12 protein-coding genes are annotated in these 20,895 nt (G+C 67.8%); 4 read left to right on the top strand and 8 right to left on the bottom strand.

Features of this window, described 5'->3' with window-relative positions; all coding sequences use genetic code 11:
- Positions 1 to 2: 2 nt before the first annotated feature.
- Entirely contained in the window at positions 3 to 1,163 is a 1,161-nt protein-coding gene (locus tag C2U58_RS15785) for an HlyD family secretion protein (RefSeq protein WP_102946726.1), read from the top strand.
- A gap of 133 nt (positions 1,164 to 1,296) precedes the next feature.
- On the opposite strand, the gene C2U58_RS15790 is transcribed toward C2U58_RS15785, so the two are convergent.
- From C2U58_RS15790 to creB, 6 genes are all read right to left on the bottom strand, one after another.
- A complete protein-coding gene (locus tag C2U58_RS15790; RefSeq protein WP_068850345.1) occupies positions 1,297 to 1,782 on the bottom strand; it encodes a Fur family transcriptional regulator in 486 nt (161 codons plus the stop codon).
- A gap of 16 nt (positions 1,783 to 1,798) precedes the next feature.
- Positions 1,799 to 3,202: a glutamate--tRNA ligase gene (gene gltX / locus C2U58_RS15795; protein ID WP_102946727.1), complete on the bottom strand. Its 1,404-nt coding sequence runs from the start codon at positions 3,200 to 3,202 to the stop codon at positions 1,799 to 1,801.
- Between the two features lie 65 nt (positions 3,203 to 3,267).
- Positions 3,268 to 8,694, bottom strand: a complete 5,427-nt coding sequence (locus C2U58_RS15800; protein ID WP_102946728.1) for a DUF6543 domain-containing protein — start codon at positions 8,692 to 8,694, stop codon at positions 3,268 to 3,270.
- 310 nt (positions 8,695 to 9,004) lie between these two features.
- Positions 9,005 to 10,324: a cell envelope integrity protein CreD gene (gene creD / locus C2U58_RS15805; protein WP_102946729.1), complete on the bottom strand. Its 1,320-nt coding sequence runs from the start codon at positions 10,322 to 10,324 to the stop codon at positions 9,005 to 9,007.
- Positions 10,325 to 10,384: 60 nt separating this feature from the next.
- Positions 10,385 to 11,821: a two-component system sensor histidine kinase CreC gene (creC, locus tag C2U58_RS15810; protein ID WP_102946730.1), complete on the bottom strand. Its 1,437-nt coding sequence runs from the start codon at positions 11,819 to 11,821 to the stop codon at positions 10,385 to 10,387.
- Position 11,822: 1 nt separating this feature from the next.
- On the bottom strand, positions 11,823 to 12,518 hold the full coding sequence (gene creB, locus C2U58_RS15815; protein WP_102946731.1) for a two-component system response regulator CreB: 696 nt from the start codon (positions 12,516 to 12,518) through the stop codon (positions 11,823 to 11,825).
- A gap of 45 nt (positions 12,519 to 12,563) precedes the next feature.
- Here creB and rlmJ point away from each other — a divergent pair, with 45 nt between their 5' ends.
- The 3 genes from rlmJ to mfd all read left to right on the top strand — a co-directional run bounded on the left by rlmJ (position 12,564) and on the right by mfd (position 17,554).
- Positions 12,564 to 13,421 carry a 23S rRNA (adenine(2030)-N(6))-methyltransferase RlmJ gene (gene rlmJ, locus C2U58_RS15820; RefSeq protein ID WP_102946732.1) on the top strand — a complete coding sequence of 286 codons (858 nt, stop codon included), beginning with the start codon at positions 12,564 to 12,566 and terminating at the stop codon, positions 13,419 to 13,421.
- 75 nt (positions 13,422 to 13,496) lie between these two features.
- On the top strand, positions 13,497 to 14,048 hold the full coding sequence (locus C2U58_RS15825) for a GNAT family N-acetyltransferase (protein ID WP_070208934.1): 552 nt from the start codon (positions 13,497 to 13,499) through the stop codon (positions 14,046 to 14,048).
- A gap of 38 nt (positions 14,049 to 14,086) precedes the next feature.
- Positions 14,087 to 17,554: a transcription-repair coupling factor gene (mfd, locus tag C2U58_RS15830; RefSeq protein ID WP_102946733.1), complete on the top strand. Its 3,468-nt coding sequence runs from the start codon at positions 14,087 to 14,089 to the stop codon at positions 17,552 to 17,554.
- A gap of 170 nt (positions 17,555 to 17,724) precedes the next feature.
- On the opposite strand, the gene C2U58_RS15835 is transcribed toward mfd, so the two are convergent.
- Entirely contained in the window at positions 17,725 to 19,821 is a 2,097-nt protein-coding gene (locus C2U58_RS15835) for a M13 family metallopeptidase (RefSeq protein ID WP_102946734.1), read from the bottom strand.
- A 289-nt stretch (positions 19,822 to 20,110) separates the two neighbouring features.
- Positions 20,111 to 20,860 carry a 2,3-diphosphoglycerate-dependent phosphoglycerate mutase gene (gpmA, locus tag C2U58_RS15840; protein WP_102946735.1) on the bottom strand — a complete coding sequence of 250 codons (750 nt, stop codon included), beginning with the start codon at positions 20,858 to 20,860 and terminating at the stop codon, positions 20,111 to 20,113.
- Positions 20,861 to 20,895 lie beyond the last annotated feature (35 nt).

Raw genomic sequence — 20,895 nt, forward strand, 5'->3', positions numbered from 1 at the left:
CCATGTCCAGCACGCCCCCGCGCGACGACGCCCCCGACGACGTCAACCCGCCACCGCCCACCGACGCCGCGCCGGCCCCGGCCGCCGCGGCCGCCCCCAGCGGCGGCGGCGCGCCGAAGTACCTCAAGCCGAGCGCGCGCGCGGTGGTGGTGATGATCGTGGTGGCGCTGATCGGCATCGCGCTGATCCTGCGCGCGTGGTCGCTGTGGCCGTTCAACAGCACCTGGGTGAGCACCGACAACGCCTATGTGCGCGGGCAGATCACGGTGCTGGCGCCGCAGGTCAATGGGTATGTCACCGAGGTGCTGGTCAAGGACTTCCAGCACGTGAAGCAGGGCGAGGCGCTGGTGCGCATCGACGACCGCATCTACAAGGAAAAGGTGGCGCAGGCGCAGGCCAACGTCGACAGCGCGCTGGCCGCGCTGGCCAACTCCGACCAGGCCCAGGCGCAGAACCGGGCGCAGATCGGCGCGGCCAAGGCCAACCTCTCGGCCGGTCAATCCGAGCTCTCGCGCTCGCGCAGTGAGCTCAAGCGTTACGAACAGCTGGCCGACCAGCAACTGGTGGCGCTCAATGACCGCGACAAGTTCCGTACCAGCGCGCAGGCCGCGCAGTCGTCGGTGCAGCAGTCGCAGGCGCAGATCAGGATTGCCGAAGAAACCCTGACCTCCACCCAGGTCGCGCGAAAAGGGCTGGAAGCGGGCGTGGAAACAGCGAAGGCGCAGCTGGAACTGGCGCGTATCGACCTCGCCAATACGGTGATCCACGCACCGCGCGACGGTCAGGTCAGCGAAGCCTCGGTGCGCCTGGGCCAGTACGTTACCGCCGGCTCGCAGCTGTTGTTCCTGGTGCCGGACACGCTCTGGGTGGTGGCGAACTTCAAGGAAGGCCAGACCTGGCGCATGCGGATTGGCCAGCCGGCGTCGTTTTCCGTGGATGCGTTTGATGGGGAGCGGATGACCGGACATGTGGAACAGATCGCGCCCGCGACCGGGTCGGAATTCAGCGTGCTGCGGCCGGACAATGCCAGCGGCAATTTCACCAAGGTGGTGCAGCGATTGCCGATTCGGATTGCGATTGATCCGGATCAGAAATTGGTAGAGCGGTTGCGGCCGGGGATGTCGGTGGTGGTTCGGGTCAATACCGCCGACGCGTCGCGATGATTCGGGCACTGCGATGATCCGGCACCGCGATGACATGCATGGCGTGTCACTACGCGGGCGTTGCGTAGGGACACGCCATGCGTGTCCAGATCAGGCGATGCGGCGAACCGCGTAGGGACACGCCATGCGTGTCCTAGCCCGCGCAGCGGGCGCAGAGACCATGCACTTCCAGGGTCTGTGCCTGCGGCTGGAACCCCAGCTCCTTGGCGCGCTTCTCCAGCTGGCTGACGATGTCGCGGTCTTCCAGCTCCACTGCGCTGTGGCAGCTGTTGCAGATCAGGAACGGCACCGAGTGCTGGGCGCTGCTCGGGTGGTGGCAGGCCACGAAGGCGTTCACCGACTCGAGCTTGTGCACGAAGCCATTGGCCATCAGGAAGTCCAGCGCGCGGTACACGGTGGGCGGGGCGTCGGCGCCCACGCCCTTGCCGCTGCGCACCCACTCCAGCAGCTCATACGCCTTGACCGGCTTGCCGGCCTCGGCGATCAGGCGCAGCACGTTGGCGCGGATCGGCGTCAGCCGCAGTCCGCGTTCCGTGCACACGCGCTCCACCACCTTCACGAAGTCCGAGGCATCGTGAACGTGGTGATGGGGGGCGGTACAAGCGGTCTTGGCGGACATGCGCGGTCTCCTGGCGTCAGGCGGTCGGTACTTTAGTAAGTGCGACGTCGATGCGTTTCAAGGCCTCTTCACGCCCGGCCAGGAACACGGTCTGCGAAATATCCGGGCTGACCTGGGTGCCGGTGATGGCCACGCGCAGCGGCTGCGCCACCTTGCCCATGCCGATCTCCAGCGCCGTTGCGACGTCATCCAGGGCCACCGCCACGCCGTCCAAGGTCCACTCGCCCAGCCCCGCCAGCAGCTCGCGGGTCTTGCCCAGCGCCAGTTCGGCGCCCGGCTTGAAGTGCTTGGCCACCGCGGCTTCGTCGTATTCGACCAGCGGCTGGTACCAGACCACGGACTTTTCGGCCATTTCCTTCAGGGTCTGCACGCGGTCGCGCAGCGCCACCACCACGTCGGCCGGGGCCGGGCCGGCAGCCAGGTCCAGGCCCAGCTTGTTCAGCTGGTAGACCAGGTGCGGGGCAATGCTGGCCGGGTCTTCGCTCTTCAGGAAGTGCTGGTTGACCCAGCCCAGCTTGGCCATGTCCAGGCGCGAGGCCTTGGAGTTGCAGTGGGTCACGTCGAACAGGTCGATCAGCTCCTGGCGGCTGAACAGCTCCTGGTCGCCGTGCGACCAGCCCAGGCGGGCCAGGTAGCTGAGCAGCGCGTCGGGCAGGTAACCGGCGTCCTTGTACTGCATCACGTCGGCCGCGCCGGTGCGCTTGGACAGCTTGGCGCCCTGCTCGTCCAGGATCATCGGCATGTGCCCGAACTTCGGCACCGGAGCGCCAATGCCTTCGTACAGGTTGATCTGGCGCGGGGTGTTGTTGATGTGGTCGTCGCCGCGGATCACTTCGGAAATGCGCATGTCCCAGTCGTCCACCACCACCGCGAAGTTGTAGGTGGGGAAGCCGTCCGGACGGAAGATCACCATGTCGTCGAGCTCGCTGTTGGCGATCTCGATGCGGCCCTTGATCAGGTCGTCGAACACGACCGTGCCTTCCTGCGGGTTCTTGAAGCGGATCACCCGGTTCGGGTCGTCACGGTACGGCAGGCCCAGCTCGCGCGCGGCGCCGTTGTAGCGCGGCTTTTCCTGGCGCGCCATCGCCGCTTCGCGCATCGCGTCGAGCTCTTCGCGGGTTTCGTAGGCGTAGTACGCCTTGCCGTCGGCGACCAGCTGCTCGGCCACTTCCTTGTAACGGGCCACGCGCTGGGTCTGGTAGATCGGGCCTTCGTCATAGCCCAGGCCCAGCCAGTCCATCGCCTCCAGGATCGCGTCGATGGCGCCCTGGGTGCTGCGCTCGCGGTCGGTGTCTTCGATGCGCAGCACAAACTCGCCGCCACGGTGGCGCGCTTCCAGCCAGCAGTACAGCGCGGTGCGGGCGCCGCCGATGTGCAGGTAGCCGGTGGGACTGGGGGCAAAGCGGGTGCGGCAGGTCATGGAAGGCTCGGGGTACAGGGTCCGGGACAATTTTACCTGCCCCGGGCGGCAATGGGGGCCGGGGGTCAGCGGACATGCTCGAACAGGGCGGTCCAGCCGCGTGCGGCGGCCTGGGCCTTCATGCGTTCGGTGTCGACCTGGCGAAGGTGGAACTGCATGCGCGCCGTCCCTGGCACAGGCACCGCGCCGTACATTTCGGCCAGGGTTTCATCGGCCTTGCTGCCGGTCGCGCCGCCCGACAGTCGGCTGAAATAGCGCGAGCCGAACAGGTTGTTCATCCAGCGGTCCAGTTTGGACCGTCGCTTGAACACCATGAGGCCGAAATTCGGATCCAGAAGCTTGTACTCCCGCTGCCCGTTGGCAAGCACGTCCACCGCCAGGGCCATGCTGTGCCTGGCGCCGTTGAGGATGAACTGGCTGCTGCGGGCGACCTTCGACAGGAAATCGGCCAATTCGTCGATCCCGATCAGCGAGGCGGCCGAGACCGAACCCGGCTGCAACGCCGCACCCTGGGCGTCGCGGATCAGGGCACGCACCACCCCGGCGTGGGCGCTACCCGGCTCGCGGATGGCCCTGCGCAGCTGGTTGAGCACATGCATTTCTTCGCCCTGCCCCATCGCGGTGACCATGATCCGCGACAACCCGGTGCACATGCCGGACGCGGCAATGCCCATGTCCTCGCCGAGCAGCGTCTGGGATGCGGGAACGAATTCGCCCCCGGCAATGTAGACCGAGTCGTGTACCACCTCGTTGACCACGATGTAACGCTCGGCGCGCAGGGTGTTGTCCAGCCGCTCGATGATCACCGACAGCGCGCCCTGCTGCACCGGGTCGAGATTGCCCGACACGAACAGTTCCTTCATGCGCTCCAGCGACACCGTGTCGGCGTTCGTTGGCGTGGTCACCCGTCCCCAGTTCTCCTGGCCCCAGGCAAAGTCCTGCGAACTGCTGTCCACCGAGCGCGACACCGAGCGCTCAACCAGCGAGTTCAACGACCCACGGTAGCTGCGGTCCACCCACTGCTGGCGCCTGCGCGAGCCGCTGTTGGGCGCGCCACCGCGCAGCCCGACGTCGCTATGTGGCTCCCACGCGCCGTCGGCATTCAGGCGCACCGGCTGGTGGTAGAAGTTTCCCGGCGCCGGGTTCTGCAGGCGCCAGGTGCCGTGCGACCGGTCGAACGCCACCTGATAGGCGTGCCCGCCCTGCTCGATGTACTTGCCTCCCAGATAATCGTGCACGCCGTTGTCGGCCGCGCGCGAGCCTGACAGCGACACTGGCCGCGCATACCGCTCCGCCAGGTGCTCAAGCGGGTCGACCACACGCTCCCACGAGGGCGCCTGTATGGCCGGTTGCAACCGCGCTCCATCGCGCGCGGCAAGCCCTGCCAAGCGCGCCGTCCCCAAGGGGGCCGAAAGTGCCACGCCGAACGCGCCGAACAGCGCAGCACCGGCACCGTCGCGACGCTGGGCTGCGGTATTGCCGCCTACGGCCTGCTGCACGCCCACGCCCAGTTCCGCGGCTGACAACAATGCCACGACCGGCAGCACCTCGGGGAGCACGAGGGCGACCAGGCCCATCGCTTCCTGGCAGCGTTCCAGGCGTGGCATCCACGTCCGTCGGAACGCTTCCCACGGTGACGTCATCAGGGTCTGCGCATCGCGACGCGCGCGTTGCTGCAGCCGCGCCATCAGCGCCCGCGAGGTTTCGCCTTCGATCGGAAGCACCGCACCGCCATGCCCGAACATCGCCTGCGCCCCGTCACCCAACGCCGTATGCACGCCGTTGGAGATCCAGCCGTCCTGCAGGTCGGCCAGGTCGAACGCCGTCTCCAGCCATTTCCGTCCGATGTCGGTGGCGGCGGCGCGTTCGATCCAGCCCAACATGTCCGCATCGCTGGCGAACTCATGGAAGCGGTGTCGGTCGTTGGGGAAGTACAGCAGCACTTCCGGGCCATCCGCGTCGCCAATATGCAGGACCGTCGAGGCAATGCCGTGGATCTGCAACCAGCCGGTGCGCATGCCGCTGCGCGGCACGGGCGTGTAGCGCGGGTCCTGCGACTGGGCTGCCGTCATGGTGCCGAAGACCCCCAGGGCCAGGTGCGCGCCGCGCGTGGACAGCGATCCGTCGGCATGCTGCTGGGCGCAGCCATACAGGTAGCCGCCGCGCAGGGTGGCCAGCACATCGGTTTGATGGCGTTGCCAGAACTGGTCCAGCGCACGCAGGTAATCACCCTGCACGTCCAGTTCACGTGCGATCGAAAGCAGCTGCGATGCCTCCAGCCCCACCACTTCGTTGTTCTCGTCGAACAGCGCGCTGTCACTGCTGGTGTACAGGCCCAGCAGGCGCCCGGGCGGGTCGTCGAACCCGGCCGCGCGGGTCATCGCGCATTCGGCGAAACTGGCGGCGGCCTTCTTCTGCGCGAGGTTGTGCACCCAGCCGCTGTAGGTCTGCTCGCCGGCATGTCCATCCTTGAACGACACGACGAAGCAGCAGCTGCTGTCGAACGCGGTGCGGTGACGGCGCATGATTTCATCGTCCAGCCGCTGCTGCACGAACGGCACCAGCAACGGGTAGGCGCGCTCGACCAGGCTGCGCCCTACACTCAGGGCATGGAGCCAGCGCGCGCCGTCCATGCCGGCGTTCTGCAGCGCGCCCGGAGTGCCCGGCGGGAACCGCGCCAGCCAATGAGCGGAGCTTCGCGCCGCCAGGCCGACAGCATCCAGCGCCGCCAGCTCGCCGGCGGCGGCCAACACCGGTACCGGAATGGGCAGGTAGGGCGAGGCAAGTTCTGCGTCCAGTGCATTGAACGCCTGGCGCAGCTGTGCCCGCGAGGGCAGGCCCGTAGCGCTCAACTGCGCATGCCGCAACTCGAGTGCCTGCAGGAACAACGCCCAGCGGAAGTCGCCATCAATCACATAGGCGGGCATCACCGGCAGAACGCCATCCTGCCAGCGCGCGTGTTGGTTCACCGCCACCCGCAGCGGAAGCTGGTGCGGCACTTCGGTGGCGAGCTGCTGCATCGCCTCGGCAGCGGAATCGAACGCCTCGATGAGTGGCGTACGCGTGGTGCTGACCAGCAGCGTGACCGGCGCCGGCTGCAGCTCGCCGGCCACGGCGGTGACCAGCAGCACGCCGTGCAGGGGCACCACGTGGCCGGACGCGTTGGCGGCCAATGCGTGCACATCGACCTGCCAGCCCGGCAGGGCCAGCGCGCGGCCGTCGCCCGCTTCTGCCACGTTGAATCGGGTCGGGAAATCGACCAGCGCCTTGATCGCGGCCGCCGCCGGGTCGCTGAGCTGGCCAGCCGCGTTGAGCAGGACCGCTGCACCTGCCAGGCGGCGGCCGATGGCAGTGACAAAGCGCGACGAACCGGCAACGGGTCGTCCATGCCAGGCCTCTTCCAGGCATGCGTAATGGCGGCGCCCGAACGCACCGAGGTAATCGCGGCCGTCCACCGCACGGGAAAACTGGTCGAGGGTCAGCTCTCGACACTCCTGCACCGGGAAATAGATCTCCGGCACCCCCCGGTAATACAGACCGGCGTACTTCCTGTCGGGCGGGACCGGCAGCAGTGCCGCAGCCACCAGCGTGTGCGCACTGACCAGCCCGCTGCGCACGCGCTGGTCGGGCGGTACCAGCCGGTGCTGGCTGCGGAAGGTTGCCCCCGGCGGGCGCAACTGTCGGGCCTCCCATTGCGGCCAGGTCTCGCTGGTCTGGAAGGTATTGAGGTAGATCTGGGTGGGGTCGATCTCGTTGCCGGTCACGCTGCGCAGGTCCGCCGTCACCAGCTGCGTCAGGTCACGGTCGAGGTGGGGCAGCTCGGCGTAAGCCAGGACCAGGCTGTGCTCGGACGCCACCACCTGGCGCCAGGCTGTGCGCAGGCGATGATGCTGTTCGCTGGCATTGCGTCCCATCGACTGCACCCAGGTCAGCATCCGCGAGCGGGTCAGCGCCAGGTCCAATCCGGGCAGCGGAATGGCAGGCTCAGGATCCGGCGGCGGCGCCTGCCGCGCCACGTCCACCAGCACCCGGCTGACGTCATCCAGCTGGCTGCGTTCGCTGGCATCCAGAACGGTTTCGCTGTGGCCGATCAGCGAGGGGGTTGCGATGGATCGACGCATGCGATGCCGCGTCTCCAAGGCGTCTGTCGGTGTTGGCGGCGCCAATGCAGCGATCACCTCGCGCGCGACGTGGTTGCCCTCGAGCAGTTCGGCGACCTGTGCGGTCAACCCTGCCATGTCCGGGTACGGTACGCCGTGTACCCGATGCCAGAGAGCGTGCCAGATCGACCCGCCGGCTTCGCGGTCGATGATCTCGTCCAGTAGCGCCACGGCATGCGCTACGCGCCGGGGCGATGCAGGCGTGGGTGAAGGCACAGGCACTGCGGGCCGCGAGTCGCTGAATGCCAGGTGCCATCCCAGCGCTACCAGGCCCACCCCGCTGCCAACCAGCCCGGCGGCCGCGGCCAGCATGCCGTGCCCGCCGGGCCGCGCCGCGCCGGAGGCCATCGGCAGCGGCACGCCTTCAACATCGTCTGCAGCGCGCACAGTGCCGGGTGTGTTGATCGGCGCCGGTGACGCAACCGCATCGCGGGACAGGAGTGGCTGCCGGCCTGGCGCCAGGGACGCGACGTACAGAAGCGCATCCGCCAGCGCGCGGCGCAGTCCGGTGGAAGGATGTGGCGGCGCGCTCGCTCGCTGCGCCACCGACAGCAACCACTGCCCCAGGCGGTCACCGCTGCCGCCGTCGGTGCACAGCAGCGGAGGAGCAGCGCCACCCGCCGCATGATCCAGCCTCTCCAGCAACGTCGCACGCTGCCCATCGCTGATCAGTGGACGCCGGTCGAAGTCCAGCACGTCAAACAAGGCCGGCAGCGCGGCCCGCGCATCGATTACATCGCCCGCTGCCGCAGCGCTGGCCGCCACCCGTGCCAGCGCACGTTCGACCTGCGCGGACGGCAGCGCCGGCAACCACTGAGACAGCTGGTTCCGGGCGATCTCCCACTGCAGTGCCGGGGAATGCGGCCGCAGCTCCAGCGCTGACGCCCGCACATCATGTGCACCGTTCACCCGCCGCGCGTCGAGGGTGGCGTTCCATTCAGCGCGCGGAACATCCAGCGGCCGGTACAGCGCATCACGCATGGCCCGAAACAGTGAGTTGCGTGCTGCCACGACGTCGGCCAGCAGCGTACGCAATGGGACGCACTGCACTTCCCAGTCCACCCGTGGCACGGTCAGCAGCGAGGTCAGGCAGATTCGCCACGCGGCACGCTGCTCCTCCGGCAGCTGGGTGGGAAGCAGCCTGGGCAGCGCGTCGTCCACCAGTTCCTGTGCCATCGACGTAGCCAGCGCGGTCCGGTGGAAACCCGATTCCAGTGTCAGGAAAAAATGGGCGTCCAATGGGCCCTTGCCAAGCGCCGTGGCGAGCGCGTCAAGCTCGTCCTGCGGTACGCCGTCCAGCCACAGACGACGCGCGGTGGGAATGGGATGCATGCTGCGGTTCGATACCGAAACAGCGGTCGTGGAGCGCCGCGACATCGGCAGGGCCGACGCCGCGGTCGATGCGACGTCAGCGCGTCCTGCGGGGGACAGGGTCAGGTTCGCCATGGATACAGAGTGAGGTGACGAGTGGCGGAAACCTAACGCGATCCTCCAGCATTTCCAGTCCGTCCTTGCGCCAGCAGCATCGCGCCACGCAAGCAGAAGCCGGAAGCGTCAACGCCGCCAACCGAACCCGCACTCGCTCTGTGTCGGCAACAGCACTCGCCCGTGCGCCACACCGTATGGCGCACGGGCCATCGCCTTACTTCAGGCTCGCGCCGAGTTCGTACCAGTCGATCCGACGGGTGATCCACATCGCGGTGGCCAGCACGCCGAACAGCAGCAGCGAGCCCATCAGCAGTGCGTTGTTCTCCGACACCAGCAGGCCATACAGCGCGCCGTACAGCACGGTGAGCATGCCGGCAAACCCGAGGCCGCGCAGCCAGCTGCCCAGCACCCCGGACAGATACACCGCCTGCAGCCCGATACAGGCCACGGCCGAGACCACGTAGGCAACCCAGAACGGGATGTGTTCGGACAGGCTGAGCAGCAGCAGGAAGAAGATCGCCAGCGCCAGCCCGACCATCAGGTACTGCAGCGGGTGGATACGGAGCTGCTTGATCAGTTCGAACAGGATGAAGCCGACGAAAGTCAGCACGATGAAGAGGATGCCGTACTTGCTGGCGCGGTCGGCCTGGGTATAGATGTCGACCGGGTTGACCAGCTCCACGCTGACCGTTTCCGGCTCCACCTCGCGGGCACTGCGCAGCTGGCGCTGCGCCTCGGAAGCCAACGAGGAAACGGCCCACTGCGCATCGAATCCCTTCTCGTCCACCCGACGCTCATTCGGCAGGAAGCTGCCGCCGAACAGCGGGTGCGGCCACGGCGAGCGGATCGCGATGCGGCTGTCGTCGCCCACCGGCACCACCGCCAGCGAACGGGTCCCGTCGAGCACCAGCGACAAGTCCACCTTGCTCGCCTTGAGCAGGCCACCGGCGGTATCGGTGAAGCCCTGCAGCGGCACGTGCAGGCCCTTGCCGATGCCACTGACATCGCCGATGCCCGGCTGCAGGGTCAGCGCTTCGCCGTCGACCTTCAGGTCGGGCGAGCCGACCAGGCCACGCACGTCGGCGATGCCGACCGCCAGGTACGGCGTGCCGTACACGCGACCGGCCTTGATCGGGTAGTCGTCATCGCTGAACACTGCGCTGACCTTGGCCTTCCAGGTGTACACCGGCACGCGGAACAGGCCGATCCGGCGTTCGTCCGGCACCATGCCGCCGTCCACGACCAGCTTCGACGGCATCTGCAGCCAGTAACTCTGCTCGACCTGCGTTTCGACCTTGCGGACGCCGGTGGCATCCACCACCTCGACCTGGCGGGTATCGGTCCACGGCACCACCCGGATCGGCCCGGTCAGGGTCTGCGCCCCGGCCCGGCTCTGCGCCACGCGCAGGTAGGCCTGGTCACGATACGCCTCGCGCTCGCTGATCACCCCGCGGATCATCATCAACGGAATCAGCAGCAACAGGATCAGCCCGCCCACGATGGCGAACCGCAACAGCATTTTCAGGGATTTCATCACCCGTCCTCGGTTGGGAAGGGTGCCAGCTTCCCAACAGACGGTGTGGGGCGTTTGTGGTCAGTAAGAAGCCAATGTGAAGCCGGCCAGCGCTCCCCCACCCTCTCGATTCACCAACGTCACCCTGCCCCCGTGCAACCGCGCCACTTCCTGCACGAACGACAACCCCAGCCCCGAGCTGCGTTGCCCGGTGGCCGGCCGCGCCAGCGAATAGAACCGCTCGAACACGCGCTCCAGCGCGTAGTCCGGCACCCCGCTCCCCCGGTCGGCCACGCGCAGCACCACCGCATCGCCCTCGCGCACCGCGCCCAAGGTGATGCGACTGCCCTCCGTTGAAAACGCGAGCGAATTTTCCAGCAGGTTGTTCAACGCCTGCCGCAGCAGGTAGGCGTCGCCCTGCACTTCCAGGTCCGCCCCCGCCTCAACGTCAACGCCGACCCCGGCCGCCTGCGCCCGCACCGCCACTGCATCGGCGGCGGCCTGCAGCAGCGGCGCCACCGCAATCCGCTCGCGGGTCTGCAGCCAGCCATGCTGCTCCACCTCCGCCAGCGCCAGCAGCTTGTCGATGGTTTCGGTCAGGCGCTGCTCCTGGCCCTGGATGCTGCGCGCGAAGTGCACCCGGTCCGCGTCAGGCAGCGGCTCCTGCAGCAGCTCGGCCGCGCCGCGGATGGCCGCCAGCGGGCTCTTCATCTCGTGGGTCAGCGACTGTACGTACTGCTCCACGTACGCCTTGCCTTCCAGCTTGCGGCGCATGGTTTCCAGCGCGCGGCCGAGGTCGCCTATCTCGTCGCGGCGCGCCTGCGGGGGCGGCACCGGTTCGCCAGCACTGACCGCCTTGGCGTAGCGGTTGAGCCGATTCACGCCATGCATCAGCCACGCGGTCATCAGCAGGCCGATCAGTGCCGAAATCCCGATCAGCCACGCGCCGCGCTGCAGGATGGCGCGCTGGCTGGCCGCAATGAACGGGTCGATGCTGCGGTTGGGCTGGGCCAGGGTGAGCACACCGATCAGGCGGGTGGCATCGGCCGGGTCATGGATCGGTGCGGCCACGTGCATCACCGAGTGCACCTCGTCGCCGGGCGTCTCCGGGCTGGAACGCGCGCCGTACTCGCCGCGCAGGGTGCGGTAGACATCGTTCCAGCGCGAATTGTCGCGGCCGATGTCCTGGCCGGTGGAGTCGTACACCACGATCCCGCGCGCATCGGTGATGGTCACGCGGTAGTCGAGGCTGCGCTTGGGGAAGCGCCACACCATCGCCTTCGGGTCGCGACGCTGCGCGCGCGCCAGGTTGGCTACGAATGGGCCGTTGCCGATATGGCCAGCCTTGAGGTCGGGCGCGGCCATCTCGGCCAGCACGTTGGCCGCGTCCACCAGGGTCGCCTCCATCGCCTGGCGCACCCCCGGCTTCACTTCATTGACGAACACGCGCATCACGAAGAACGCGGCGATGCCCACGATCAGGAAGAAGCCCAGGAACAGTTTCAGGCCCAGCCGCACGCTACACCTCCAGGGCGTAACCCACGCCGCGATGGGTGCGGATCGGGTCCGGATCCGCCCCGGCCGCGCGCAGTTTGATGCGCAGGGTCTTCACGTGGGTGTCCACGGTGCGGTCGGCGCTGTCGGCGTCGCTGTCCCAGCCCCGGTCCATCAGCTGGGCGCGGCTGAGGATGGCACCGGGGCGTTGGAGCAGCGCGGCCAGCAGCGCGTACTCGTAGCGGGTCAGGTCCAATGCCTTGTCGTCGAACCGGATGCGGCGGCCCTCGCGGTCGATCGCGAAGCGGCCGTGCGACTGCCAGCCCGACCCCTCAGCCTCCACCACCGGTCCACTGCGGCGCAGCCGGGCACGCACCCGCGCCACCAGCTCGCGCGGCGAGAAGGGCTTGGCCATGTAGTCGTCGGCCCCGAGCTCCAGCCCCAGCACCCGGTCGAACTCGTCGTTGCGGGCGGTCAGGAAGATCACCGGCACCTGGCTGAAGGTGCGCAGCGCGCGGCACACCTCGAACCCGCTCATGTCCGGCAGGCCCACGTCCAGCACCACCACGTCCACCGGCACCTGGCGCAGCCGTTGCAGGGCATGCGCGCCCAGCAGGCAGTGCTCCGCAGCGTACCCCTCGCTGCGCAGCGCATAGAGCACGGTATCGGCGATGGCAGCCTCGTCTTCGACGACCAGGACGGTATGCGGGGGGCGGTTCATGCGCGCAGCATAGCCGCTGGGGCCGCCGCGCCGTACACTGCGCCGATGAATTACCACCATGCCTTCCATGCCGGCAACCACGCCGATGTGCTCAAGCACATCGTGCAGCTTGCCCTGCTCGACAGCTTCAAGCGCAAGGACAGCCCGTTCTTCGTGCTGGACACCCATGGCGGCGCCGGCCGCTACCTGCTGGCCAGCGAGGAGAGCCGCAAGACCCTGGAGGCCGAAGACGGCGTGATGCGGCTGATGGCACAGCCCACGCTGCCGCCGGTGGTGGAGCGCTACCTCAAGGCCGTGCAGGCCGACAATCCGGTCGGCGCGATGGTCAGCTACCCGGGCTCGCCGCTGCTCAGCGCGCAGGCCATGCGCGAGCAGGACCGCATGGCGGTGTGCGAACTGCAGGACGCCGAGGCGGCGTCGCTGAAGGCCCTGTTCGCGCACGACAGCCGGGTTGCAGTGCTGCACGCCGACGGCTACGCACAGAACAAGGCGCTGCTGCCGCCCAAGGCCAACGGGGTCAAGATCGGTCGCGGCCTGGTCCTGATCGACCCGCCCTACGAGGGCCAGGACGCCGAGTACCAGCGCATCCTCGCCTCGGTGAGCGAGATCCTGGGGCGTTGGCCGCAGGCCAGCTTCGCGATCTGGTTCCCGATCAAGCAGCGCCGCACCATCCTGCATTTCCTGCGCAAGGCCTGCGCCCTGCCAGTGAAGTCGGTGCTTACAGTAGAACTACTGGTGCGGCCCGACGACTCTCCCCTCAGGCTAAACGGCAGTGGCATGCTGCTGCTCAACCCGCCCTGGCAGTTCGACCAGGTATTGGCCCCGGCCATGCCCGCGCTCAAGCAGCATCTGGGCGAAGCTGGCGCCACTACCCGCCTGCAGTGGCTCAAGCAGGCCGAATGACCGGCGTGAGCGTTCCGTTCACGGAACGCGCCCCCGGGGATGCGAGAATCCGAAGACCACCAAGGAATCACCGGTATGGCTACCCGTAACCGCATGCCGCCCTGGCACGAAATCTTCAAGGCTCCCAGCGGCCACGAACTGCTGATCCGCCCGATCCGTCCGGAAGACGGCGCACCGTTGAAGGCCGCTTTCAGCCTGTTCGGGCCGGAGGAAATCCGCGACCGCCTGCTGCAGTCGGTCACCGAGCTGTCCGACGAGTCCATGCAGCGCCTGACCCATCCCAACCCCAAGGGCGAGATCACCCTGGTGGCTGCCGAAAACGAAACGCCCGGCGATGCGGTGGTCGGTGCGTTGGCGCGCGCCTCCATCGTGCCCGGCACCCGCGAGGCCGAGTACGCCATCCTGATCAGCCGCTTCCTGATCGGCCAGGGCCTGGGCCGGCAGCTGATGCGCAAGCTGGTCAAGTGGGCGCGCGGCAAGTACCTGGACCGGCTGTACGGCGACGTGCTGGAAGCGAACGTACCGATGAAGCAGCTGGCCGCCTCGCTGGGCTTCAAGCAGGTGCCGCATCCGAATGAAGGCTCCGGCCTGGTGCGGATGGTGCTGGAGCTCGACCCGGGCCAATAGGAAGTCATCACGTGGGCGTCTGCTAAAATCGGCAGCTCATGTCACGCACTTCCTATCCCGCACCGCCGCTGCCCCGTTCCGGGCAGCTCCGCGCCTGGTGGCGCGCTCCTGCATCGCCGACGGCGCTGGCGTGGTACATCGCGCGCGCCGCCGATGCGCATGCCGGCCCGCTGCTGGTCATCGCCCGCGACAACCACGGCGCCAACCAGATCGAGTCCGACCTGCGCACCCTGCTGGGCAGCGCGTCGGACCTGCCGGTGGTGGCGTTCCCGGACTGGGAAACGCTGCCGTACGACGCCTTCAGCCCGCACCCGGACATCATCTCGCAACGCCTCGCCGCCCTGCACCAGCTGCCCACGCTCAAGCGCGGCATCGTGGTGGTGCCGGTGCAGACGCTGCTGCAGCAGCTGGCCCCGCTCAAGTACATCATTGGTGGCAGCTTCGACCTGAAGGTCGGGCAGCGCCTGGACCTGGACGCGGAAAAGCGCCGGCTTGAGGCCGCTGCCTACCGCAACGTGCCGCAGGTGATGGACCCGGGCGATTTCGCCGTGCGCGGCGGCCTGCTCGACGTGTTCCCGATGGGTGCCGACGCGCCGCTGCGGGTCGAGCTGCTCGACGAGGACATCGATTCGATCCGCGCGTTCGACCCGGAAAGCCAGCGTTCGCTGGACAAGGTCGACGCGGTGCGCATGCTGCCTGGCCGTGAGGTGCCGCTGGACGAGCTGAGCGTGTCGCGGGTGCTGGCCACCCTGCGCGAGCGTTTCGACGTCGACACCCGGCGCAGCGCGTTGTACCAGGATCTCAAGGCGGGCCTGGCGCCGGCCGGCGTGGAGTACTACCTGCCGCTGTTCTTCGATGAGACCGCGACGCTGTTCGACTACCTGCAGCCGAACGCGCTGCCGGTGATCGCCACCGGTGTGGGCGAAGCGGCGGCTTCGTTCTGGGCCCAGACCCAGAACCGCTACGAGCAGCGACGTCACGACGTGGAGCGCCCGCTGCTGGCGCCGAGCGAGCTGTACCTCAGTCCGGAAGCACTCAACGCACACCTGAACACCCTGCCCCGCATCGAAGTGTGGGGCGCGGACCATGCGCGCATCGAGGAGGCTTCGCCGCTCGGCGACCAGCCGCTGCCGCCGTTGCCGGTGGCCGCGCGCGACGCGCCGGCGGGCGAGGCGTTGAAATCCTTCATCGGCCACTACCCGGGCCGGGTACTGATTGCGGCCGACTCGCCGGGCCGTCGCGAAGCGCTGCTCGAGGTCCTGCTGGCAGCGGAGTTGAAGCCGCCGGTGGTAGCCGACCTGCCCACCTTCCTGGCCGACGACAGCCAGCGCTTCGCGATCACCGTAGCGCCGCTGGAAGATGGCTTCGCGCTCGACATGCCGCCACTGGCGGTGCTGACCGAACGCCAGCTGTTCCCCGAGCGCGCCGGCCAGACCCGGCGCAGCCGTCGCGCCGGGCGCGAGCCCGAAGCGATCATCCGCGACCTGGGCGAGTTGACCGAAGGCGCGCCGATCGTCCACGAAGACCACGGTGTCGGCCGCTACCGCGGCCTGATCGTGCTCGACGCCGGTGGCATGCCGGGCGAGTTCCTGGAGATCGAGTACGCGAAGGGCGACCGGTTGTACGTGCCCGTGGCCCAACTGCACCTGATCAGCCGCTATTCCGGTGCGTCGCCGGAAACCGCGCCGCTGCATTCGCTGGGCGGCGAACAGTGGAGCAAGGCCAAGCGCCGCGCAGCCGAGAAGGTCCGCGATGTTGCCGCCGAACTGCTGGAGATCCAAGCCCGCCGCCGCGCGCGCGCCGGGCTGGCGCTGCACGTGGACCGGGCGATGTACGAACCGTTCGCGGCCGGCTTCCCGTTCGAGGAAACCCAGGACCAGATCGCCGCCATTGAAGCGACCCTGCGCGACCTGGCCAGCAGCCAGCCGATGGACCGCGTGGTCTGCGGCGACGTCGGCTTCGGCAAGACCGAAGTGGCCGTGCGCGCCGCGTTCGCTGCAGCCAGTGCCGGCAAGCAGGTGGCGGTGCTGGTGCCGACCACGCTGCTGGCCGAACAGCATTACCGCAACTTCCGCGACCGCTTCGCCGACTGGCCGCTGCGGGTGGAAGTGCTCTCGCGCTTCAAGACCGCCAAGGAAATCAAGGCCGAGCTGGAGAAGGTGGCCGCCGGTACCATCGATGTGATCATCGGTACCCATCGCCTGCTGCAGCCGGACGTGAAGTTCAAGGACCTGGGCCTGGTGGTGGTGGACGAGGAGCAGCGCTTCGGCGTGCGGCAAAAGGAAGCGCTGAAGGCGATGCGCGCCAACGTGCACCTGCTGACCCTCACCGCCACGCCGATCCCGCGCACGCTCAACATGGCCATGGCCGGGCTGCGCGATCTTTCGATCATCGCCACCCCGCCGCCGAACCGGCTGGCGGTACAGACGATCATTACTGCGTGGGACAACGCGCTGCTGCGCGAGGCGTTCCAGCGCGAACTGTCGCGCGGCGGCCAGCTGTATTTCCTGCACAACGACGTGGAAAGCATCGGCCGCATGCAGCGCGACCTGGCCGAACTGGTGCCCGAAGCGCGCATCGGCATCGCCCATGGGCAGATGCCCGAGCGCGAGCTGGAACGGGTGATGCTGGACTTCCAGAAGCAGCGCTACAACGTCCTGCTGTCGACCACGATCATCGAGTCGGGCATCGACATCCCCAACGCCAACACCATCATCATCAACCGCGCCGACCGTTTCGGCCTGGCCCAGCTGCACCAGCTGCGCGGCCGCGTCGGCCGTTCGCACCACCGCGCCTATGCGTACCTGGTAGTGCCGGACAAGCGTTCGATGACGCCGGATGCGGAAAAGCGGCTGGAAGCCATTTCCTCGATGGATTCGCTGGGCGCCGGTTTCACGTTGGCTACCCACGACCTGGAAATCCGGGGTGCGGGCGAGCTGCTGGGCGAAGACCAGAGCGGACAGATGGCGGAGGTGGGCTTCAGCCTGTACACCGAGTTGCTGGAGCGCGCCGTGCGCAGCATCCGGCTGGGCAAGCTGCCCGACCTGGATTCGGGCGAGGAAGTGCGCGGTGCCGAAGTGGAGCTGCATGTACCGGCGTTGATCCCGGACGATTACCTGCCCGACGTGCACACCCGCCTGACCCTGTACAAGCGGATCAGCAGCGCGCGCGACAGTGGTGAGCTGCGTGAGCTGCAGGTGGAGATGATCGACCGCTTTGGCCTGCTGCCGGACGCAGCCAAGCATCTGTTCGCGGTGGCGGAGCTGAAGCTGCAGTGCAACGCGCTGGGCATCCGCAAGCTGGAGCTGGGCGAAAACGGCGGCCGTATCGTGTTCGAGGCGCAGCCGCGCATCGACCCGATGGCGGTGATCCAGATGATCCAGAAGCAGCCGAAGCTGTACACCATGGACGGCCCGGACAAGCTGCGCATCAAGGTGCCGCTGCCGCTGCCGGAAGACCGTTTCAATGCGGCCAAGGCATTGTTGACTACGTTGACGCCGGGCTGACGAACGAAGCCGGCACTGCCTGGGTCGGCCAACGGCCGACGCTACCAGGTCGTGCCCGTTCCGTTATCTGCGCCCGCTTCGGGTAGCGTCGGCCGTTGGCCGACCCAGGCGGTGCCAGATACGCAGAGGCCCGGCAGATGCCGGGCCTCCTTGTTACATCGCTGTTGCTGTTACCAGATCACCACGCGCTTGTCGTCGGCGCGCACCATCGCGTCGCCGCTCTTGCACTCGAACGCCTGCGCGAAAGCCGGCATGTTCGACGGCGCGCCGTTGGCACGGAAGTTCGCCGGGGCGTGCGGGTCGGTGTTCAGGCGCACGCGCAGCTCACCGTCGGTGAAGTTGCGACGCCACACGGTGGCCCAGTTCATGAAGAAACGCTGGTCCTGGCTGTGGCCGTCGACCTCGACATTCGCCTTCGGGTCTTCCTTCAACGCCATCTGCAGCGCGTCATAGGCCACGGTCAGGCCGCCGAGGTCGCCGATGTTCTCGCCCAGGGTCAGCTTGCCCTTCACGTTCACACCCGGCAGCGACTCGTAGCCGTCGAACTGCGCGACCAGCTGGTCGGTGCGGCCGGTGAAGGCCTTGCGGTCGCTGTCGGTCCACCAGTTGTCGAAGTTGCCGTTGGCGGCGAACTGGCTGCCCGAGTCGTCGTAGCCGTGCATCATTTCGTGGCCGATCACCGCGCCGATGCCGCCGTAGTTCAACGCCGGGTCGGCCTTGGCGTCGAAGAACGGCGCCTGCAGGATCGCCGCCGGGAACACGATCTCGTTCTTGGTCGCGTTGTAGTAGGCATTGACGGTCTGCGGGGTCATGCCCCACTCGGTCTTGTCGACCGGCTTGCCGACCTTGTCCAGCATGTAGCGGTAGTTGAACGCGCGCGCAGCCTGCATGTTGCCCAGGTAGCTGTCGGCGTTGGTCTCAAAGCCCGACCAGTCGCGCCACTTGTCCGGGTAGCCGATCTTCGGGGTGAAGCTGGCCCACTTCTCCAGCGCCTTCTTGCGGGTGTCTTCGCCCATCCATTCCAGCTTCTCCAGGCGCGCCTTCAGCGCGACCGAGAGGTTTTCGACCAGGTGCTGCATCTGCTCCTTGGACTCGGCCGGGAACACGGCGTCGACGTACAGCTGGCCCAGGCCTTCGCCGATCGAGCTGTTGACCGATTCCAGCACGCGCTTCCAGCGCGGCTGCATTTCCTTCTGGCCACGCAGGGTGGTGCCGTAGAAGTCGAAGTTGGCCTTTTCGAAGGCGCTGCTCAGGTACGGCGCGGCGTCATCGACGGTGTGGAAGCGCAGGTAGGCCTGCCAGGTGGAGGCCGGCACGTCGGTCAGCATCTTGTCCACTTCGCTGAAGAAGGCCGGCTGGGCCAGCGAGAACTTCTGCGCGGCCGGAATCTTCAGGGTGTCGAACAGCGCCGTCCAGCTGAAGTTCGGGGTGAGCTTGTCGGCTTCGGCGGCGCTGAGCGGGTTGTAGCGCTTGGCCGGGTCGCGCAGTTCGATGCGCGACAGCGAGGCCTTGGCCAGGCGGGTTTCGAAGTCCATCACCGCCTGTGCATCGGTCTTGGCCTGCGCGGCGTCGACGCCAGACAGGGTCAGCGCCTGCGCGATGTAGGCCACATAGGCGTCGCGGATCTTGGCCTGCGATTCGTCGAAGTAGTAGCCCTTCTCCGGCAGGCCGAGGCCGCCCTGGCCGACGTAGGCGATCACATTCGCCGAATCCTTGTAGTCGGCGTTGGCGAACAGCGAGAACAGCACGCCCTGGCCCTGCGCCTGGCTGTCGCGCAGGTACTGGGTGATGGCGGCGGTGTCGTTAAGCGCGGCGATCTTGTCGAGCTGCGGCTGCAGCGGGGCGATGCCGGCGGCTTCGATCTTGGCTTCGTCCGAGCCGGTCTTCCAGATATCACCGATCTTGGCTTCCACCGAGCCGGCCTTGGCCTGGCTGGCGGCGGCCTGCTGGACCAGTGCGTGCTGCACTTCCAGCGAGCGCTCGCGCAGGATTTCGAAGCTGCCCCAGGTGGTCTGGTCGTTCGGCACCGGGTTGGCCTTGAGCCACTTGCTGTTGACGAAGCCGTTGAGGTCGGTACAGGCGGCAATGGCCGGGTCGAGGTCGGCGCTGTTGAGCGAGATCAGCGGGGTCTTGATCTGCGACAGGTCGAAGGCCGGCTTGGCATCGGTCGTGGTGGCCGCCGGAGCGGTCTCGGTCTTGCCACACGCGGCCAGCGAGGCGGCAATGGCAAGGGTCAGGCCCAGCGGGGCCAGCTTGGAAAGGGTCATGCGTCACTCCAGCTGCGGAAAGGCATTACCCGCGAGGCGGGCAATCTTGCAGCGTAGCGCGGGAGTGCGCCGGGTGGACCGGCCAAAGGTCACAGGCGGAAAGCGCTGGCTCCGATGGCTACGGGCTGGGGAGACCGGCGGGCAGCCCCGCTCCGGGACACGCCGTGAACCCATCCATGGGGGCTGCTAGAAAACATCCATGTTTTCTAGCGTCCCTCCGGGGGCTACCCGCCGGTCTCCCCCGATAGTGGGTCGAGGCCGGTAGGACAAGCCCAAAGCGTGTTCTTTGTTACTTGGCCTTGCCCTGGTTCGCCACGGCTTCAGCCGCCTTGCGCGCCGCTTCCGGATCGCCCAGGTAGCGGAACGACTGCACGGTGAGGTCGTCGTTGAGTTCGAACAGCAGCGGGATGCCGGTCGGAATGTTCAATTCCAGGATGGCTTCCTGCGAAACGTTGTTGAGGTACTTGTACAGCGCGCGCAGCGAGTTGCCGTGCGCGGTGACCAGCACGGTCTTGCCGTCCTTCAGCTGCGGCGCGATCGCGTCGAACCAGTACGGCAGCACGCGTTCCAGCGTGGTCGCCAGCGACTCGGTACCCGGCAGCGCGTTGCGGTCCAGGCCCGCATAGCGGCGGTCGTGGATCGGATGGCCCGGGTCTTCGCGGTCCATCGCCGGCGGCGGGATGTCGTACGAACGGCGCCAGATCTTGACCTGGTCCTCGCCGTGCTTGGCGGCGGTTTCAGCCTTGTCCAGGCCCTGCAGGCCACCGTAGTGACGCTCGTTCAGGCGCCAGCTCTTGCTCACCGGCAGCCAGTCCTGGTCCAGCTCGGCCAGCGCGCCCTGCAGCGTGTGGATCGCGCGCTTGAGCACCGAGGTGTGGGCCACGTCGAACTGCAGCCCTTCTTCGCGCATCAGGCGCCCGGCGGCGGCGGCTTCGCGGCGGCCCTGCTCGGTGAGTTCCACGTCCACCCAACCGGTGAAGCGGTTGTCCAGGTTCCACTGGCTCTGGCCGTGGCGCAACAGTACGAGTTTCCGGGTCACTGCGGTTTCTCCGAGGGGGTGGCAAGGCAGGCTGC

Origin of the sequence: Stenotrophomonas sp. VV52 (assembly GCF_002893095.1) — a bacterium.
Lineage (GTDB): Bacteria > Pseudomonadota > Gammaproteobacteria > Xanthomonadales > Xanthomonadaceae > Stenotrophomonas > Stenotrophomonas aracearum.

What these genes read in the sequence shown, in the direction of transcription:
- C2U58_RS15785 (WP_102946726.1), top strand. Translation starts at nt 3, where the DNA reads ATGTCCAGCACGCCCCCGCGCGACGACGCCCCCGACGACGTCAACCCG.
- C2U58_RS15790 (WP_068850345.1), bottom strand. Translation starts at nt 1,782, where the DNA reads ATGTCCGCCAAGACCGCTTGTACCGCCCCCCATCACCACGTTCACGAT.
- gltX (WP_102946727.1), bottom strand. Translation starts at nt 3,202, where the DNA reads ATGACCTGCCGCACCCGCTTTGCCCCCAGTCCCACCGGCTACCTGCAC.
- C2U58_RS15800 (WP_102946728.1), bottom strand. Translation starts at nt 8,694, where the DNA reads ATGCATCCCATTCCCACCGCGCGTCGTCTGTGGCTGGACGGCGTACCG.
- creD (WP_102946729.1), bottom strand. Translation starts at nt 10,324, where the DNA reads ATGAAATCCCTGAAAATGCTGTTGCGGTTCGCCATCGTGGGCGGGCTG.
- creB (WP_102946731.1), bottom strand. Translation starts at nt 12,518, where the DNA reads ATGAACCGCCCCCCGCATACCGTCCTGGTCGTCGAAGACGAGGCTGCC.
- rlmJ (WP_102946732.1), top strand. Translation starts at nt 12,564, where the DNA reads ATGAATTACCACCATGCCTTCCATGCCGGCAACCACGCCGATGTGCTC.
- C2U58_RS15825 (WP_070208934.1), top strand. Translation starts at nt 13,497, where the DNA reads ATGGCTACCCGTAACCGCATGCCGCCCTGGCACGAAATCTTCAAGGCT.
- mfd (WP_102946733.1), top strand. Translation starts at nt 14,087, where the DNA reads ATGTCACGCACTTCCTATCCCGCACCGCCGCTGCCCCGTTCCGGGCAG.
- C2U58_RS15835 (WP_102946734.1), bottom strand. Translation starts at nt 19,821, where the DNA reads ATGACCCTTTCCAAGCTGGCCCCGCTGGGCCTGACCCTTGCCATTGCC.